Source organism: Arthrobacter sp. BGA-UO-ETr-C19 (genome assembly GCF_059568005.1).
On record NZ_JCAQPC010000015.1, the window covers coordinates 340664 to 357884 of the forward strand.

General features: G+C 62.3%; 16 protein-coding genes. 3 read left to right on the top strand and 13 right to left on the bottom strand.

Annotated elements, in window-relative coordinates; translation table 11 throughout:
• The first annotated feature begins 185 nt into the window (after positions 1–185).
• On the top strand, positions 186–1670 hold the full coding sequence (locus AC57BR_RS08770) for an MFS transporter (RefSeq protein ID WP_496359553.1): 1485 nt from the start codon (positions 186–188) through the stop codon (positions 1668–1670).
• Between the two features lie 131 nt (positions 1671–1801).
• Positions 1802–2713 (top strand): dihydrodipicolinate synthase family protein, encoded by a 912-nt coding sequence (locus AC57BR_RS08775; protein ID WP_496359555.1) that lies wholly within the window; start codon positions 1802–1804, stop codon positions 2711–2713.
• Positions 2714–3215: 502 nt separating this feature from the next.
• Here the strand turns inward: AC57BR_RS08775 and AC57BR_RS08780 are convergent.
• From AC57BR_RS08780 to AC57BR_RS08825, 10 genes are all read right to left on the bottom strand, one after another.
• Positions 3216–3491 carry a hypothetical protein gene (locus tag AC57BR_RS08780; RefSeq protein ID WP_496359557.1) on the bottom strand — a complete coding sequence of 92 codons (276 nt, stop codon included), beginning with the start codon at positions 3489–3491 and terminating at the stop codon, positions 3216–3218.
• 761 nt (positions 3492–4252) lie between these two features.
• Positions 4253–4984 carry a helix-turn-helix domain-containing protein gene (locus tag AC57BR_RS08785; RefSeq protein ID WP_496359559.1) on the bottom strand — a complete coding sequence of 244 codons (732 nt, stop codon included), beginning with the start codon at positions 4982–4984 and terminating at the stop codon, positions 4253–4255.
• 99 nt (positions 4985–5083) lie between these two features.
• Positions 5084–6007 (bottom strand): sugar phosphate isomerase/epimerase family protein, encoded by a 924-nt coding sequence (locus AC57BR_RS08790; protein WP_496359561.1) that lies wholly within the window; start codon positions 6005–6007, stop codon positions 5084–5086.
• Between the two features lie 13 nt (positions 6008–6020).
• Positions 6021–7124: a zinc-dependent alcohol dehydrogenase gene (locus AC57BR_RS08795; RefSeq protein ID WP_496359563.1), complete on the bottom strand. Its 1104-nt coding sequence runs from the start codon at positions 7122–7124 to the stop codon at positions 6021–6023.
• 50 nt (positions 7125–7174) lie between these two features.
• Positions 7175–8230: a maleylacetate reductase gene (locus AC57BR_RS08800; RefSeq protein ID WP_496359565.1), complete on the bottom strand. Its 1056-nt coding sequence runs from the start codon at positions 8228–8230 to the stop codon at positions 7175–7177.
• Positions 8227–9174: a dioxygenase family protein gene (locus AC57BR_RS08805; RefSeq protein WP_496359567.1), complete on the bottom strand. Its 948-nt coding sequence runs from the start codon at positions 9172–9174 to the stop codon at positions 8227–8229. The genes AC57BR_RS08800 and AC57BR_RS08805 overlap by 4 nt, the downstream gene beginning before the upstream one ends.
• A gap of 44 nt (positions 9175–9218) precedes the next feature.
• Positions 9219–9953: an SDR family NAD(P)-dependent oxidoreductase gene (locus AC57BR_RS08810; RefSeq protein WP_496359569.1), complete on the bottom strand. Its 735-nt coding sequence runs from the start codon at positions 9951–9953 to the stop codon at positions 9219–9221.
• A 37-nt stretch (positions 9954–9990) separates the two neighbouring features.
• Entirely contained in the window at positions 9991–11034 is a 1044-nt protein-coding gene (locus AC57BR_RS08815) for an ABC transporter permease (RefSeq protein ID WP_496359571.1), read from the bottom strand.
• Positions 11035–11096: 62 nt separating this feature from the next.
• On the bottom strand, positions 11097–12626 hold the full coding sequence (locus tag AC57BR_RS08820) for a sugar ABC transporter ATP-binding protein (RefSeq protein ID WP_496359573.1): 1530 nt from the start codon (positions 12624–12626) through the stop codon (positions 11097–11099).
• A 57-nt stretch (positions 12627–12683) separates the two neighbouring features.
• The gene (locus AC57BR_RS08825; RefSeq protein WP_496359575.1) at positions 12684–13742 is read right to left on the bottom strand and encodes a sugar ABC transporter substrate-binding protein; all 1059 of its coding nucleotides are present in this window, start codon (positions 13740–13742) and stop codon (positions 12684–12686) included.
• 404 nt (positions 13743–14146) lie between these two features.
• On the opposite strand from AC57BR_RS08825, the gene AC57BR_RS08830 reads away from it, so the two are divergent.
• A complete protein-coding gene (locus AC57BR_RS08830; protein ID WP_496359577.1) occupies positions 14147–14902 on the top strand; it encodes a helix-turn-helix domain-containing protein in 756 nt (251 codons plus the stop codon).
• Between the two features lie 199 nt (positions 14903–15101).
• Here the strand turns inward: AC57BR_RS08830 and AC57BR_RS08835 are convergent, their stop codons facing one another.
• From AC57BR_RS08835 to AC57BR_RS08845, 3 genes are read right to left on the bottom strand one after another with little or no spacing between them, the layout of a single operon-like run.
• The gene (locus AC57BR_RS08835; protein ID WP_496359579.1) at positions 15102–15539 is read right to left on the bottom strand and encodes a nuclear transport factor 2 family protein; all 438 of its coding nucleotides are present in this window, start codon (positions 15537–15539) and stop codon (positions 15102–15104) included.
• 34 nt (positions 15540–15573) lie between these two features.
• On the bottom strand, positions 15574–16374 hold the full coding sequence (locus AC57BR_RS08840; protein ID WP_496359581.1) for an SDR family NAD(P)-dependent oxidoreductase: 801 nt from the start codon (positions 16372–16374) through the stop codon (positions 15574–15576).
• 39 nt (positions 16375–16413) lie between these two features.
• Positions 16414–17214: an SDR family NAD(P)-dependent oxidoreductase gene (locus AC57BR_RS08845; RefSeq protein WP_496359583.1), complete on the bottom strand. Its 801-nt coding sequence runs from the start codon at positions 17212–17214 to the stop codon at positions 16414–16416.
• Positions 17215–17221: the final 7 nt, after the last annotated feature.

The window sequence follows — 17221 nt, forward strand, 5'->3', positions numbered from 1 at the left end:
ATCGCGGCTTGGGGAACCCCAAGGCGGGACCGCTTCGCTCTCACTCTGCTTGACGGAAAATCGCATCAATCGTAGAGTTCAAACAATTCCCGATCACCCTAACAGGACTACGGGATTCACCGCTACTTCGATCAATGTTCGAAATTTAGAACACACAAAGCTGTGGGTTCATGAAAGGACACGTTGTGAAAAACGTTCCCGCTTTTCCCTCGGAGCAACGCATCGAGCGCGTTGTGCTCCGTTCCGCCCAGGATGTGACCGACCTGATCAACAGCGGCCGTCTGCAGAAGGGCAAGGCCTTCGCGATCACGCTGATCGCTTTGGGCGGCATCTTCCTTGACGCCTATGACTTCACCTCCCTTGCCTTCGGCATGCCGTATATCGCCAAAGACTTCAACCTCAGCCCGGGGATGCTCGCCGTGGTGTCCGCCTCGATCATGGTCGGCGCTCTGGTCGGATCGGTCTTCGGCGGCTACTTCGTGGACAAGCTGGGCCGGTTCAAGGTCTTCATGGCCGACATGGTCTTCTTCGTAGTCGCAGCCATCGCCTGCGCGATCGCTCCGGATGTGTGGACCCTCATCATTGCCCGGTTCATCATGGGTCTGGGCATCGGCGTCGACTTCCCTGTGGCGTTCAGCTTCCTCGCCGAATACGCCTCCCGCAAGAAGAAGGGAGGCACCGTCTCCCTCTGGCAGCCAATGTGGTACGTCGCCGTTGCCTCCACCTTCGCCCTCCTGATCCCCGTCTACTTCCTGTTCCAGTCCATGAACTGGAGTGAGAACCACATGTGGCGGATCGTCGTCGGATTCGGCGCTGTCCCGGCCCTCCTCATCATGGTCTTCCGCCAGAAGTACATGGCGGAGTCACCCTCCTGGGCAGCACAGAACCTCGGCCTGCACGAGGCCGCGAAGATCCTCAAGAAGACCTACGGAGTCGACGCTGAAGTGGCCCCGGACGCCGCCGACCCCCGTGCCGAGCGCAAGCAGTTCCAGATGACCATGGCCCAGGCGTGGGGCAAGCTGGTCAGCAAGAAATACCGGGCCCGCACCGTGCTGTCCGCCGTGATCAACGCCGGCCAGGCCATGGAGTACTACGCCGTCGGATTCTTCGTCGGACAAATCGTTCTGGCTATCCTGCACACCCAGAACGTGATGACCAACATCGTTTCCTCACTGATCGTCAACGTCTGCTTCGGTGTCACGGGCGGATTCCTCGGAGCCAAGCTCTCCGGCCGTATCGGACCCCGGAAGCTGGCGCTTTACGGCTTCTGCGGCACCTTTGTCTGCATGCTCATTGGCGGCAGCCTCAGCAATGTAGAAGGCATCTGGTCCATCGTCGGTGCCGTCGTCATCGGCTTGCTCATCTTCTGCCACGCCGCCGGACCCGGCGCGCAGGGCATGACCATGGCCACCATGTCCTACCCCACCTCGCTCCGTGGTGCAGGTACCGGCTTCACGCAGATCGGTGTCCGCCTCGGCGCCATTGCCGGCCTGGTCTTCTGGCCCCTGGCCACAGCAGCGTTCGGCACCAAGGCCCTCCTCGTACTGGCCGCCGTTCCTGCCATCGCCATCATCGTCATTTTGGTGAACAAATGGGATCCGCACGGCCGCGACATCGACGCCGAGGACTACGAGGCTGAACAGTCACCCGTCATGGCACAGAGCAAGTAACAACCAGACCTGCCCCTTCACAACTGCGGAATAAAGCCACGGAGCCCGGAACCGACCTTCGCACCGATTCCGGGCTCTCTGGCGCTGCCGTCAGCCGACTTTACACTTCAAGAACAAAAGGAATAGAAACCATGAGCGTCATTACAGGTGTCATGCCAGTGGCACCCACCGTCTTCAGCAACAACGAGGAACTCGACCTTGAAGGCCAACGCAGAGTCGTGGACTACCTGGTGGACGGAAAATCCGACGCAGTCTGCATCCTCGCCAACTACTCAGAACAGTTCTCCCTCACCGACGAAGAGCGCGACCAAGTCCTACAGGCCACCATGGACCAGTCCGCCGGCAGGATCCCTGTATGCGTAACCACCAGCCACTTCAGCGCCCGTATCGCCCGACAGCGCAGCCTCCAGGCTCAGGAAATGGGCGCAGCCATGGTCATGCTGATGCCGCCGTTCTTTGGCGCCACCATGAAGGCCGACGAGCAGGCCGTTCTGGAGTACTTCAAACAAGTCGCGGACGGACTGGACATCGACATCATGATCCAGGACGCCCCGATGAGCCCCACCGTCCTGCCAGTGCCGCTCCTGGCGCGCCTGGCACGGGAAGTCCCCCAGGTGAAATACGCGAAAATCGAGATGCCCCAGGCCGCTGACAAGCTACGGGCACTGACCGCGGCCGCGGGGGATGATCTTCCCGGTGCGTTTGACGGCGAAGAAGCGATCACCCTCATTCCCGACCTGGAAGCCGGTGCGCAGGGCACGATGAGCAGCTGCATGGTCCCGGACCAGCTCGGCCAGATCGTCCGTGACTTCCACGCCGGGGACAGGGACAAGGCCGTCAGCCAGTGGGAGGACCTGCTGCCTTTCATCCACTTCGAAAACCGCCAGTGCGGGCTCCGCGCCACCAAGGTGCTGATGAAAGAAGGCGGCATCATCTCCAGCGACAAGACCAGGGCGCCGATCACCGAGCTTCACCCTGACACCCGGTCACAGCTCATCGACATGGCAAAACGCAAAGACCCGTTGGTGCTTCGCTGGGCTTAGGCGCCACTGCCGGCGCACCCGCCCCAGCACCGAGTGCAACCACACCCCGGCGGCCCACTCTAAAATGACCCATCAGGTGGCCGTCAAGGTCGAACCGGGGGAAAAGGCTGGTTTTAGCGTGCTTAGAACCTCTGGTGTCGTGGCGGCCCGCACCCGTTCGTCGGCTGTCGCCATGAGGTCCTCTCTGCGTCAGCCTCACCCGGCTGGCCATGGTCACCGGGCTGCTCGATCGGCGGGACCGGGCCGACGCTGCGCGCGCCGAGGACAGCTGGATGGCCGGCAACTGCGGCAAGGGCGTGGACGGTAACGTGAAGCTCCCCGACAACGCTCCCATGCTCAATGACGCTGGCAAGCCCTCGCGTGGCTGCCGGGTCCCCTGCATATGGAGCACCCGTCCGACTCCGAAGTCTGCCCTAAGAAAGGAGGCCGACGACGACACGCAGTGTCGCCGTCGGCCTCCTTTCTACGCCGCACGGTTCCGTCCACCAAGGACGCTGGGGCTTTACGCTGCCGTCGGAAGCGTTACGTAGCTGCCCTCAACGAGGCCGGCGGCAACAGCGGTAGCGCCGGCTACCGTGACATAGCTTCCATGGGTGATGGGAGGCATGTTTCGGCTGCCGGGGACGGTGACATAGGCGCCTTCAACACGGGCGGGGGCGCTGCCGCCGGGCAGAGTTACGTAGCTGCCGCCGCGCGATGCGGTGCCGACGACAGTGGCGCCTGTAGCGGTCTCAGGGGCGGGTTCGGTCGTTGCGGGGCGTTCAGCCAGCAAAGTCATAGGTTCTCCTCGGGGTTCAGGATCAGGGCCAGTTCAGGTTCCAGTGCCGCTCAAGCAGAAGGGCGTTGCGGTTGTGTCGCTTGCCCTGCCGGCCCGGGGATGTTCACCGGTGCGGTACTCGAGGGCTACTCTGGCCTACATCCAAGTTTAAGGTCTTATTGATAGCTACTCAAAATAACGTGGGCAGACTCACGCTGTAGTGGCAGCCCTCTCCGGCAGCGGCGGGTTGTGTCCTTTGAGCGCGTCGACGAGCTTGTCGCGGTCGGAGGGGCGGAAGCCCTGCTGGGTGTTGAGCTCGGGTCTTCTGCGAGGAGCCGTCCGACTACTAGGGGGTGCTTCGGCGGCTAATCATTCCGTCATGCAGTCATCCAACAGGCCGGCAATGAACAGGCATGAAAGACCAGCCAAGCAGTACGACCCCACTTCGGGACATAGCGGCAAAAATCCACACCGTCATGTCGTCGACTCCGATGGCAACCATGAACAGGTACCGACGGAAACCCTCGATCCATGGAAGAAAGGGCGGTGAGCATCATGGGCCACAACACGGTGCAACGCCTCGCCGTCGGGCACTATCTGACAGGCTGTGGGCGTCCGGCGGCACAAGTTTCCCACTGGTTGTGCACAAGTCACGTCGCCCTCCCCCGGAACCACATGGATAAGCAGATCAGCCACGTATAGCCGCTAAGGAGGACCCAGATGAACACCCAGCAAAGCGATAAAGAAGCTCGCACGGAATTTGTTCACAGCCTCCGCCAGGGTTATGCGACCGGTGAGACAGACTTGTCCAGCTGATGGCTTCGTCGGCCGACCACCACCCAAATTGCGATGCAATCTTCGTTGAAAGGATTGCTGAGCCGGTGAGGGGCGGAGGAAACGAAATTGATGCTGTCGCCGGCGCTCAGGGTTCCCGCGGAGGAGCCGGCCTCCACGTTGAGTCTTCCTTCAAGGATGTGGAAGTATTCGTGTCCCCCGTGCCGCATGAGGTTATCCGGCGGACAGGATTCGGTGCCCCTTCGGTACGTGACGCGGAGGAGTTCCACGTTGGGGTCGTTCTCCGCGGTGAGTCGCTCCCAGAGGACACCATCGACACGGAGTTTTGGACGGTCCTTCGCCTTCAGGAGTCCGGGAAGTTCGTTGCTCCCTGCGGATGGCACCAGAGGTGTCACGGCACTTTCGGATGACCAAGGCTGCCCGTCCTCATTGACGGCTGGAGTTTCAACAACCCGAAGACTGGTACCTGCCGACGGAAGTTGCTCCCCATCCTGCAGTACCGCATCAAGGGACAAGCCCAGCGCCGATACGAGGGCGTAAAGGGTTCCAACAGACGGGGTTGTGCGGCCCAGCTCGACCTGTGAGACGAGGCTGGCGGAGACGTCCACACGGCGCGCAAGTTCGCGCACGGAGAGCTTGGCGCTCTGCCGGGCGTCACGAAGACGCATGCCCAGCTGGATGGCGGCGTCCGGTCGTGCCTCGGGGGCTACTGCGCTCATGGTGTTCCGCTTTTCTTGTAAAGGCTCCGTGGCAGGCCTGGCCCACGCACCACCCCTGCCGGGTGGCGCGTGGGCCAGGCTTACGCGGATTAGCTCGGGTTAGACCTTTTCGGACTGTTCCGCGGCGATCAGTTGGGACGCTGCCTCGAGTGTCGCCGCGGCTGAATCGTGGGCGCGTGCCAAGGCCTGATCGAACGGCAGCAGGCGGTGTGATTCCGCGATGATTTCCACACCCCAGTGTCCGCGCCATCCGGCTTCATGAATGGCCTTGACGAAGGCAACCGTGTCGAGGCCACCTTCACCTGGGTATAGACGCTCGTTGACGGTGTCTTCCCACAGTGAACCCCTCACGTCCTTATGGGCATCATCAATCTCGACGATGAAGACCTTGTCCATGGGCAGGATGGCGGCCAGGTCTTCGTAGCGGGTGCCGCCGCGGCTGGTGTGCCACGTGTCGACGGTGAGCCCGCCATGGGGGTTGTTGACTTCGCTGATGAACTTCGCGCCGATTTCGATGGACTTGAGGTTGTTCATGGGCATCGGCTCCAGAGCGACGCGCGTGCCCACTTCCCCGGCCTGGGTGGCGAGCCGGTCGAATTCCTGGTGGAACGCGGTTTCGTCGACAGGCGCCGGCTCACCTTCGAGGGCCAGTTCGGCGCCGATCTTGATGGTCTTGACGCCGAGGATTTCTGCGGCGTTGAACAGGATCTTGCGCCAGCGGTCCGATTCTTCGCGTTCGGGGCCGGTCTTCCACCAGTCCGCAAGGAACTCCATCTCGACGTGAATGATGCCGTTGTCGTCCAGCAGCTGGCGGAGTCCCTTGAGACCAATGCTCTTTTCGATCTCCGGAAGGTCGGCGTGGATGAAGCCCAGTCCCTTCCAGCCTGCCTTGGCGGCAGCCTCAACCCGGGTGCGCACGTCGATAGGGCTCGTTTCGTCGCCGCGTAGCGGGGCGGCGTTGCCTGCCCAGGTCCAGCAGGAGGCCAGGAGGTCCCGGTTCTGAATGATGTTCGTGTCGTTCACGTTCGTCCTTTTGTTAGTTGGCTTTATGGGTTGAGGAGGCGGCCACACCGTCGGCGTTGGTGGCATCCGGAGCAAGCATGACCTTCGTTTCCCGGCTTGAATCCTGTGCCCTTTGGAGGGCCTCGTCTCCGCGGGAGAACGGGACGACGGTGGAGACGATCTCACCGAGGTTGAGGCGGGTGTTTGCCACGTAGCGGATTGCTGCGGGCCATACTGCTACCGGCGCCCCGGTGGAGCTGGTGATCATGAGGTTTCGTTCCTGGACCAGGCCCAGGCGCGCAGGGGCAAATTTTGGCGTGGAAACGCCCATCAGCAGGACGCGTCCGTTGTGGTCTGCGCTTTCAAGGGCTGCTGCTTGCGCCGCGGAGTTTCCTGAGGCTTCGATGACGACGTCAGCGAAGGCCCGCCCCATGGCTGCTGCTGCAGCACCGGCGGTGTCCGGGGTTTCGACCGGATTAACGGCAGCCGTAGCTCCCAGTTTCATCGCCGTTTCCCGACGAAGTGGGCTCGGATCAAATACGACCACTTCCGCTCCTGCGGTAACGGCCTGGATCACTGCGTTCAGGCCGATTGCCCCGAGCCCATGCACGTGGACCGTGTCGGCAGCACTGATGCCACCGATCTTCTTAAGTCCGTTCAATACGCAGGCGAAGGGTTCAATAACTGCGGCCGTGAGCATGTCCACCTCGTCAGGGATGTGGAAGCACATGTCGGCCGGGACGGTGAACAGTTCAGCGGCGGCTCCATCGTGGGTGACCCCGAACCAGTCATTGCCGCCCAGATGTCCGTGCCCGAGAACGCGGTCCCCCGGCTGAAATCCTTCAACAGCTGCGCCGGCTTCCACGACGATGCCTGACCATTCATGGCCCAGGACGTGCGGGTAATTGATCTTGAAGGTCTTCGGCATGCTGCCGTGCAGGATCTCGATATCGGTACCGCACACTCCCACGTAAGCGGGCCGGACGAGGAGCTCGTTGGGCTTGGGTGCAGTGACGGCTGCGGTGCCGGGTTCGACTGTGACGGTGCCGCCGGCATCTTTCCGGACCAGGACTGCCGGGACAGTTCCCAGCGGGTTTACCGCGGGCACCGAACGCACGTCGTTGACGGTCTCAGACATGTTGTGTTCTTTCTGTAGGTTCAGGCAAACGGGCAGGAACAAGGACGCTGCTAAACGTCGCTGCCGTGAAGAGCGGCAGTGACGAGTTCCCGGATACCCTCGGGGGTTACTTCCCGCGGGTTGGCGTACGGGTTCCTGGTAGCGATTTCGACGATCTTGTCGATGTCGGATTCCTTCAGGCCCAGCTCGGCCAAGGACGACGGTGCTCCGAGGGAGAGGCTCAATTTCCGGAAGTGGGCCGCCGGGTTGTCTGCCCCGGTGGCGCGCTGCAGGGCGGCGATCGCCTGCGGGGCGTGCTGGGCGTTGTAGGCCAAGGCGTATGGCAGCACCACAGTGTGGGTTTCGGCATGCGGAAGGTTGAAGGTCCCGCCGAGCGTGTGACACAACTTGTGATGCAGGGACATGGTGGTCGCACCCAACGTAGCTCCACAGAGCCAGGCCCCGTAGAGGGCATCGGAGCGCGCGTCGATGTTGGACGGGTCTTCGACGATCTTCGGCATCGCCTCGAGCAGGGCACGGGTGCCCTCCTCGGCCATCAGGGAGATGATGGGCGAACCGTCCGGCGCGTACAGGGCCTCCACGGCGTGGGCGATGGCGTTGAATCCGCTGGTGACGGACATGGCCACCGGGAGGGTGACGGTAAGTTCCGGGTCGTAGATGACACTGGTGGGCAGAACTTTGGGGTCGCGTCCGGTCTTCTTTTCACCGTCGGCGGTCAGCCCCCACACGGGCGTCATCTCGGAGCCGGCGTAGGTCGTGGGGACCGCGATAATGGGCTGGCCGAACTCGAGTGCGATGGCCTTGCCCAGGCCCGTTGTCGACCCGCCGCCCACGGCGACGTATCCGTCGGCCTGGGCCGCTGCGGCTACTTCACGGGCCTTGTGGGCAGATTCGATGGGCACGTGCATTTCAGCTTCTGCATGCACGCCTGCGCTGAGCTCGCCCAACTGGGCGGAAACCTTCCCGGCCAGGTCCGCCTGGAACGGGGTGGCCAGGACCAGGACCCGCTTGAGGCCAAGTTTGACGACCTCATCGTTGAGGGTGGCAAGTGAGCCCGCTCCGAAGCGGACGCGCATCGGAAGTGCCTGGTACTGAAAATCCTTCATCGGGTGTTCTCCTGTGCTTCGATAATCCGTGCAGTGGACGGGGACATCACCGCGTTCTGGATGATGTCGGGGTCGACGAGGTCGGGGTGGATAACGATGTCGATCACTGCCTCCATGAACGGGGAGGGGAGCCCGTAGCGGGCTGCGTCAGCTTCCGAGGTGTTGGGCACGAATTCGGCGATCAGGCTCTTCTTCACGGCGAAAACGGCGTCGGAGTCGATGTAGTCGCTGCCGCCAACAAAAATGTGGGTTGTCAGTTCCCGGAAACCCGGGGCGCTGACGATGAAGTGGATGTGCGCCGGCCTGTTCGGATGCCGGGCAGTGGCATGCAGCAGGTCCCCAACGGGCCCATCGGTCGGAATCGGGTAATAGCTGGGGATAACGCTGCGGAAGTAGAACTCTCCGGCGGCGTTGGACGTGAACAGGCCGCGGCCGTTGCCGATGCTTTGGATGCCCGGTTGCTGAACGTCGTAGAAGCCCTTGGTATTGGCCTGCCAAATATCGATGGAGGCATTCGGGACGGGCTCACCGGTGACGGACAGGATGCGGCCCCGTACCAGGCAGATATCGCCTTCGCTCTCCGGGGAGGCGTTCTCGCCCAGCTCCCGCTTCGGTGACTCGACCATATGGAACGGCCCCAGAACTGTGGAGTCCGTGGCATCCGGGGTTTCGGCGTCGTTTATCGTTTCCACCATCATGGACACGCCCAGCACGTCGGAGAGGAGGATGAACTCCTGACGGACGGAGTCGCACTTCTGACCTGTGGCGGTCAGGAAGTTAATGGCGGTTTCCCATTCTTCGATCGTCGGTTCGATGTCCCGGACGAAGTTATGAAGGTGGGTGGTGAGGCTGGTCAGGATGGTCCGCAACCGGTCGTCGGGGGTGTTGCGGAAACTGTCAATCACTGCGGCAGTGAGTGTCGCGGGGCCGAGGTCGGTGCTCATGGTGCTGTTCCTTCCTTGGAGCTGGGGCGGCTGGTAAGTGGGGCTCAGATGCTGGTGAATCCGCCATCGACAACGAGTTGCGCGCCGGTGATATACGAGGCCTTGTCTGAGGCGAGATAAACGATCGCATCGGCGACTTCGCTCGCCTTTCCGGCCCTGTGCATGGGGGTCTTGGCGATCAGCTCATCGGAAATGGCCTGATCCTGGTTTTCCGTCAAGGGTGTTGTGATCAGCCCGGGGTGGACCGAGTTCACACGGATTCCTTGCGCCGCCCACGTGGCGGAGGCGTTCTTCGTCATCATGGTCACGGCACCCTTCGATGCCTGGTACGCGGCGACTCCGGCTGCTCCGACAAGTCCCCAGATGGACGAGACGTTCACTATCGATCCGGATTCCTGCGCCAGCATGGCCGGTGCGACGGAGCGCATTCCCAAGAAGACACCTGTCTGGTTGATGGAGATGATCCGGTGCCAGTCCTGGATGTCGATATCCGTGATCGATTCGTACGATCCGACCAGGCCTGCGTTGTTGACCAGGACGTCGATCCGGCCGTGGGCCTGGAGCACTTCTTCCGTGAGTGCCTTCCAGCCGTCTTCTTCGGCGACGTCGAGGCGCCGCCACTGGATGGTCCCGTCAGCTGCGTCGCCGGTGGAGGCGGCTATGTCGGCTCCGTAGACGGTCGCACCCTGTGCTGCCAGTGCCAGTGCTGTGGCGTGGCCGATGCCGCTGGCCGCGCCGGTGACGATGGCGACCTTCCCGTCAAAGGATGGTGAACTCACGGTGTGTACTCCTTGCTTTCAAAAGTGGCGGGATTGGTTAGACGACGCGGCGGGTACTCCGGGAACCGGCGAAGTAGTTGAAGATCAGGGCGCTGAGGATGATGAGGCCGTAGATGGCTTTGATCCAGAATGAGGGCACCTGGGACAGGACCAGGATGTTCTGGATGATGCCCAGCAGCAGTACGCCGCTCAGCGCGCCGATCATCGATCCCTTGCCGCCGTTGAGGCTGATGCCGCCGATGACCGCCGCGGCGAACACGGTGAAGATGAGGCCGTCGCCCTGGTTTGCGGTCACGGACGCGATGCGGCCGGTGAGCATGAGACCGGCGAATGCGGCTATGACCGAGCCGGCAACGAACACCCCAATGGTCAGGCGCAGCGTCTTGATGCCTGCTGCTGCTGCTGCTGCGTTGTTTCCGCCCATGGCATAGAGTTTGCGGCCGACCGGGTGGCTGCGCATGAAGATGGCGGCCGCGACCAGGAAGATCGCGAAGAGCCAGATCTGGATGGAAATACCGAACCACTTGGTGTTGCCGAGGGCCAGGAACTCAGCGGGCAGGCCGGAGAGGGTCTTGCCACCAGACAGGCCCATGGTCAGGCCTCGGAGAAGGGTGAGCATGGCGAGGGTGACCATGAAGGCGTTGAGTTTGAGCTTGCCGACAAGGAACCCGTTCGTGAATCCGATGACAATGCTGAGGACAAACATGACCGCGATCGCGGCCCAGGGCGACCATCCAAAGCCGGAGCCGCCGACCGCAGCGGGCAGGACCAGCCAGACTGCAAGCATCGGGGCCAGGCCTACGACAGATTCGAGGGAGAGATCGAAGTATCCGGAGATCAGGATGATACTTTCAGCGATCACCACGATCCCGAGCACGGCAGAGGTGACGAGGACGTTGTTCAGGAGGTTGTTCGCCGTGAGGAACTGCGGGGACAGGACGGCCCCGACCACCATCGCCAGAATAATGGCGGGCAGCAGTGCGAGCTCACGTGCCCAGCCGGACGAGCGGGCTTGACCAATGATGTTGAGGGGCCGGCGGCTGGTCGGCGTACCCGCAACGGTCGGGGTATGCGTGGACATGGGAGGTTCTCCTTGGTTCTTTGACTCTGTGGGTGTCGGCTGCAGGGGCGTGGTGGGTGTTTTCATGCCGCGGCCTCCGCTCCTTGGATGGCGCCTACGAGTTCCCACTCTTCGTAGCCGGCGTTGAGTTCGGCGTGGATTTCGCCCTTGTACATGACGATCACCCTGTCGCAGATTTCCAGATCGGTGTCGTCGGTGGAGACGATCAGCAGGGACCTTCCGCTGTCCCGCAGTGCCCGGAGCGATTCGTAGATGGACTCCTTGGCCGTCACGTCCACACCGGCTGTGGGATGAACGAGGACCAGCGTGTCCGGGTTGGATGCCAGGGCCCGTGCGAGCACGACCTTCTGCTGGTTGCCGCCGGAAAGCTCTTCGACGGCCTGGGTAGGTCCGTCGCATTTGATGGCCCAGGCCCCGGAAAGTTCCGTAAAGCGATTGCGGCGTCGGCCGGAGTTGATGAGCCCCGCGCCTCCCCTGAGCCGGTCAACGATGGTCAGGGTTGCATTCTCCTCTACCGACATTTCCGGAACGTAGCCGTTAACGTGGCGGTCTTCGGGAACGAAACCCACACCGGCGTTGATGGTCTTGATGACGTTTCCCTGGCCGAGGGTGTGGCCGTTGTGCTCGACGGTACCCTTATCCAGTGCCAGCTGACCGGCGATGGCCTGCGCGAGCTGGACGTGGCCGGCTCCATCGAGGCCTGTCAGCCCCACGCATTCCCCGGCCCGGACTGTCAGGCTGGCTCCCAGGACACGGGAGCCGACGGCGGCGCCGGTAACGGTGAGGCGTGTCTCGCCCAGCTCGTCGTGGCGGCGGTGCTCGGCAGCAATTTCTTTCTTTGCCGCGGCAGCTTCTTCCTCGCTCACCCCGGCCATGACGTTGACAATCCGGTTGACGGTAAGGTCCGCTGTCTCGGCTGTCATGACGTCACGTCCGTCGCGCAGGATGGTGACGGAGTCGCAGACCTTGAAGATTTCCTCCAAATGGTGGGACACATAGATAACGGTGACCCCGCGCTGGCGCAGACTGTTGATCTGGGCGAAGAGTTCGTGAGAGGCCCCTTCGTCCAGGCCGGCCGTCGGTTCGTCCAGAAGGAGGATCCGCGGCCCCCGGGACAGTGCCCGGCAGACTTCGACGATCTTCTTTTCCAGCGGTTCAAGATCAGCGACTGTCTTGTCGACGATCCGCTCGTAACCCCAGTCCTTGAGTTGGTCGGTGGCCGTCCTGCGGATCGCAGGCCAGTCCACGCTCCCCCACCGCTTGCGTGGGTATGCACCCAGGCTGATGTTTTCCGCCACCGTCAGTTCCGGCACAAGGGTGCTCTTCTGATACACGCAAGCGATGGAATCGGATCCCGGGCCTTCGGTGACTTCACCGTTGGCGCCTTGGATGTGGATGCTGCCGGCGTCCGGAGTCACAAGACCGGTAAGCATCGCAATCAAGGTGGACTTTCCGGCGCCGTTGCGGCCGAGAAGGGCCCGGGATTCGCCTGAACGGACGATCAGGTTGGCATCTGTCAACGCCTGGGTCGATCCGAAGGACTTCTGCAGCCCTCGGATCTCGATGGCGTTCTGGATATTGGCTGTGACCACGATGTCACCCTTTCTCAAATTCAGTCTTCACCCTGGCCCCACTCGGCCGGGAGGATGCTACTTCTTGTTGCCCCAGAGGTTCTGGTCGTCAACGTTGTCTTTGGTGATGACCGGGGACGGAAGCATGTCGGCAAGGTTGCCCTTGTAATCAACGATTTCGCTGCCGTGCTCGGAGGGACCGACCTTGTATTCCTTGCCGGCGATGGCGTCCTTGAGGTACTGGACACCGTACTTGCCGTAGAGGTCCACAGGCTGGGAAACCACAGCATCAACGTGGCCGGACCTGACGGCGTCCAGGGATCCCTTCGAACCGTCAATCGTTACCAGCGGAACGTGGCCAGGCTGTGCGGCGGGAGCCCACTTACCCTGGCCTTCCATCACGGTCTGCACACCGGAGAGCATCACTGAGTCGCTGGCGAGGAAGACGGCGTCGATCTTGGAGGTGCTCAGGACAGTCTGGGCGTTCTCCACGGCCTTCGCGGATTCCCAGTTGGTGTCTTTTTTGATGATCTGCATGCCAGGGAACTTGGACTTCATGCACTCACTGAAACCCTTGTCGCGGTCGAAACCAGAGGTGGTGGAAAGCGCGCCGTGCAGTTCCAGCACCGTGCCCTTGCCACCGGTGAGCTTGCCGATCTGTTCACAGACGCTGGTGCCCATGGCAACATTGTCCGCCCTGATGTTCATGTAGATCTTGCCGCCATTGGCTGCGGTGTCCACGGTCACGACCGGAATGTTCGCGGAGTTGGCGGCCTGGATGGCCGGGACGATGGCGTCACTGTCCCTGGGGATGGTCACGAGGCCTTTCACGCCCTGGGAAATCAGCGTGTTGATGTCGGTCACCTGCTTGGCGGGGTCGCCCTCGGCGTTGGACGCCGGGAGCATGGTCAGGCCGTTTGAATTTGCCTCGGTAACAACGGAGTCCACCAGGCCTGCCGTGAAGGGGTTGTCGAGGACACCGGCTGAGAAGCCGACGGTGGGGTTGTCGCCACTTCCCGATGACGCACCCCCGCCACAGGCGGAGAGCGCCAACGTGGCGCCGGCGAGCACGGCGACACCAACGTGGCGGCGGCTCAGTTTGAATGCGGAGGCGCCTTTGCGGTCCTGCACCATCATTTGCTCCTAATTAGAAGGTAGACATACACAGTGGAACTCTGGCTCCGGTGCTGCCCGTCCTCGACTTCGAGTCCGGCGCTTCCGGAAGCTTTGGCCGATGCACCGACTGACTGGGGGAATCCCCGCCGTTATCAGCGCTCATGGCTTCATCACCCTTCAAATGTAAAGTGACACACCGCACAGTGTCAAGTAATACAGCACATATCGCTTTACATCCGCCCACCCCGCACTCTTTCATGATCCATTCCGACGTAATAACTGTGAAGTCTGGGCAATGATGCGGTAGAGAGGCTAAACTTGTGTGTACGCGCACTGTACACCGCGGCTGGTTCCCCGGCCCTTTGGTGGACAGACATATCAGCGGTCCCCTCTTTTGCCGGGTCGGATCGCCGGAAAGGCCGAGGATGAGCATTCAGGACACTGCACCGGTTACCCAGGAGGGTCGTGCCCAGCTGGGCAGTCAGCTCAGGGCTGCCAGGACGAAGGCGAAGATCTCCCTCAGGGAGCTCTCCCGCAGGGTCGGTATCTCCGCGAGCTTTATGTCACAGGTCGAGTTGGGCCGTGCCGTCCCTTCCATCGGAACCCTGTACACCATCGTTTCGGAGCTTGGGCTCTCCTTGGACACGCTCATGAGTGGTGAGCACTCGGCTCCCGCGCCGGAAGGAAATGGCGCCGCTGTTGATTCAACTGTCAGCGAGCTGGCCGGTCTTTCCGTCTTCGCCCCGTCCGCAGGCACGGCAATCCCGGGAATCCAGAGAGCCGGGGACCGTCCAGAGATCAACATGGGAGGCGTCCGCTGGGAGCGGCTCACCGAACGGGCGGACCCTTTGGTCGAGTTCCTGCGGGTAACATACTCGCCCGGGAGCGAGTCCTGCGCCGCGGACGCCCTGATGCGCCACCCCGGATGGGAGTACCTCCACATCCTTTCCGGCCGGCTCAACGTCCAGGTCGCCTTCGACAGCGATGTTCTCGGGCCTGGAGACAGCATGAACTTCGATTCGAACGTGCCGCACCGTCTCAGCAACACCTCCGGTGAAGACTGTGTCGCCATCTGGGCCGTGGTCGGCCGTCAGGGCTTCGCCCATCCCCTCGACCTGGCCAGGGCCGGACACGGATCGAACGGTGAGGACTCCGCGACGATGGAACACTCCCACTCCTAGCACTCCTCCCCTTTCATAACGCGGACGTGTTGTGCCTTCAGTGCGGAAGCGTGGGTTGTGAGTGTCAACCGGGGGAATACAAGCGGGCACGCTCCTCGCAGCATTGGGCCGCCTGCCAAGACGTGGACGCGGTAGACGCCAAAAGGGTGCCGGCGACGGGTGTCGCCGGCACCCTTTTGGCTTTGCTGGCCTGGTTACCTTAGACAGCTGAGCCCGCGGAGGCGGTTGTGCCTTCCTGCCCGAGGGCAGCCTGCCCAGGCTTGGGGGTCGGCTGGTAGGCCAGCAGCTTCCAGGATGAACCTACGCGAATCCACACGGCCAAGGCGGTGTTGTCCAATAGGGTACGCGTGCCCCGGATGGTCAGATCGGCGTGCATTTCTCCCATAACGAGGGCTACATCACCTACTATTTTGACCTGCTCCACCGGATGATCGATCCGGTGATAGACGTACACACCCTGCCGGAACTTGTCGATGTAGCCGCTCAAGTCATCGCGTTCCCCGTTTGAATGTGCGTAGACGAGGTCCTGATGGCAAAGCTCGGCGAAGGCGTCGAAGTCAGACCTGAGTACCGCCTCGTAGCGGCGGTCTTCGAGGGACAGGATCTCCTGTTCATCCGAAGAATGGTGATCGGGCATGTGGCGCTCCTTCCGATCCAGGGCGGGCTGAATGTTAGATGAGTCCACGGATGCTGCCGCCATCCACGCCCCAGACGGAACCGGTGACGAAGCTGGTCACCGGGCTGCAGAGCAACGCGATGACGCGTGCTACTTCCTCTGGAGTGCCGAGCCGTTCCAGGGGCAGCTGGCGGAGCTTCATTTCATGTTCGACGGCTGCCTGGCGTTCCATCCCGTGCAGGGTTGCGAACGTATCAGCAAAACCGCCCGGCTTAGTCCAGAACGGTGTCCAGATGGGTCCCGGTGCCACGGCGTTGACCCGGATCTTCGGGCCCTCTGCGCGGGCGATGGACTTCGTCAGAGCCAGGACAGCTGCCTTGCTGGCGGAGTAGTCGACGGGCTGGGCTTCAGGTTGCCGGGCGAGGTCGGATGCGTTGTTGACGATGCACGGGGCCGCTGACTCGCGCAGGGCAGGCAAAGCAGCGCGGATGGCGCGCACGTAACTCATGAAGTTCAACTCCATGGTCCGTGCCCAGTCCTCGTCGGTGATCTGCTCGAAGATCCGAACTGCTCCCGAGCCGACATTGTTGATGAGAAGGTCCAGGCCGCCGAGCTGGGCGATGGCCTCGGTAACTGCGTTGTTCGTTGCTTCGCCCTGGGTGAAGTCAACGACGGCGGGGACGATCCGGCCAGGGTGGTCAGCGGCCAGTTCCTCAAGTTCGGTCAGGGCCGACTTGTCGATGTCCAGGGCAGCCACCGTGGCTCCTTCGGCGGTGAGCAGCAGGGCAGTGGCACGGCCAATGCCCAAGGCAGCGCCGGTGATGACGGCTTTTTTGCCGTTCAGTTCCAGTTCCATGAGTAGTACCTTTCGATGGTTCGGTGTTCCTGTGGTGCTTTAGTTCTGATGGGCAGAGGAACCTTCAGAGCCGGTCCGGAAATCAAAACCGGTGGTCAGGCCTCCATCGGCGACGACCGTTGTGCCGAAGACGGCCGAGGACTCCTTAGAGAGCAGGAAAAGTGCCGAATTGGCGACTTCATCCGCTCCGGTGATGCGTCCGAGGGGCTGCCGCGCCTCACGGGTGGCCAGGAATTTCTGCGGGTCACTGGCCGAGGCCAGGTGGCGTTCGAAAAGTCCGGCCCGCATGGGCCCCGGTGCCAGCAGGTTGAAGCGGATGCCCGTGCGGGCGTAGTCCAAAGCAATGGTGCGAACGGCTCCGGTGAGGGCGGCCTTGGACGACGCATAGGACGCCAGCTGCTGCTCCGCGAAGTGGGCATCGACGCTGGTCACCACGACCACGGACGCGTGCTCCGCTTTCTGCAGGTGCGGCATCAGCGTTTTGAGGGCGATGACGTTGCCGAGGACGTTCACTTCCCAGGTCCGCTTCCACGACTCCAGCGTTTCTTCCTCAAGCGTGCCGACACCAAGGATCGCTGCTGCGGCGATCAGCCCCAGTGATCCGTTGGCGCCTGCAGTGGCCGTTGTGGCTACTTCCTGCCAGGTCGCCTCTTCTGCGACGTTGCCGACGATGTGCTGGTACCGGGGGCGGTCCGTCAACTCTCCGGGGCTACCTCCGAGGTCGACACCGAAGACGTGGCTTCCCGCTGACAGCAGTGCCTTCGCGCATTCCAGGCCCAACCCGCTGGCTGTGCCCGTGACGATGACATGGTCGGGAAGAGTGAGTGTCCAGTCAGTCATAAAGTTT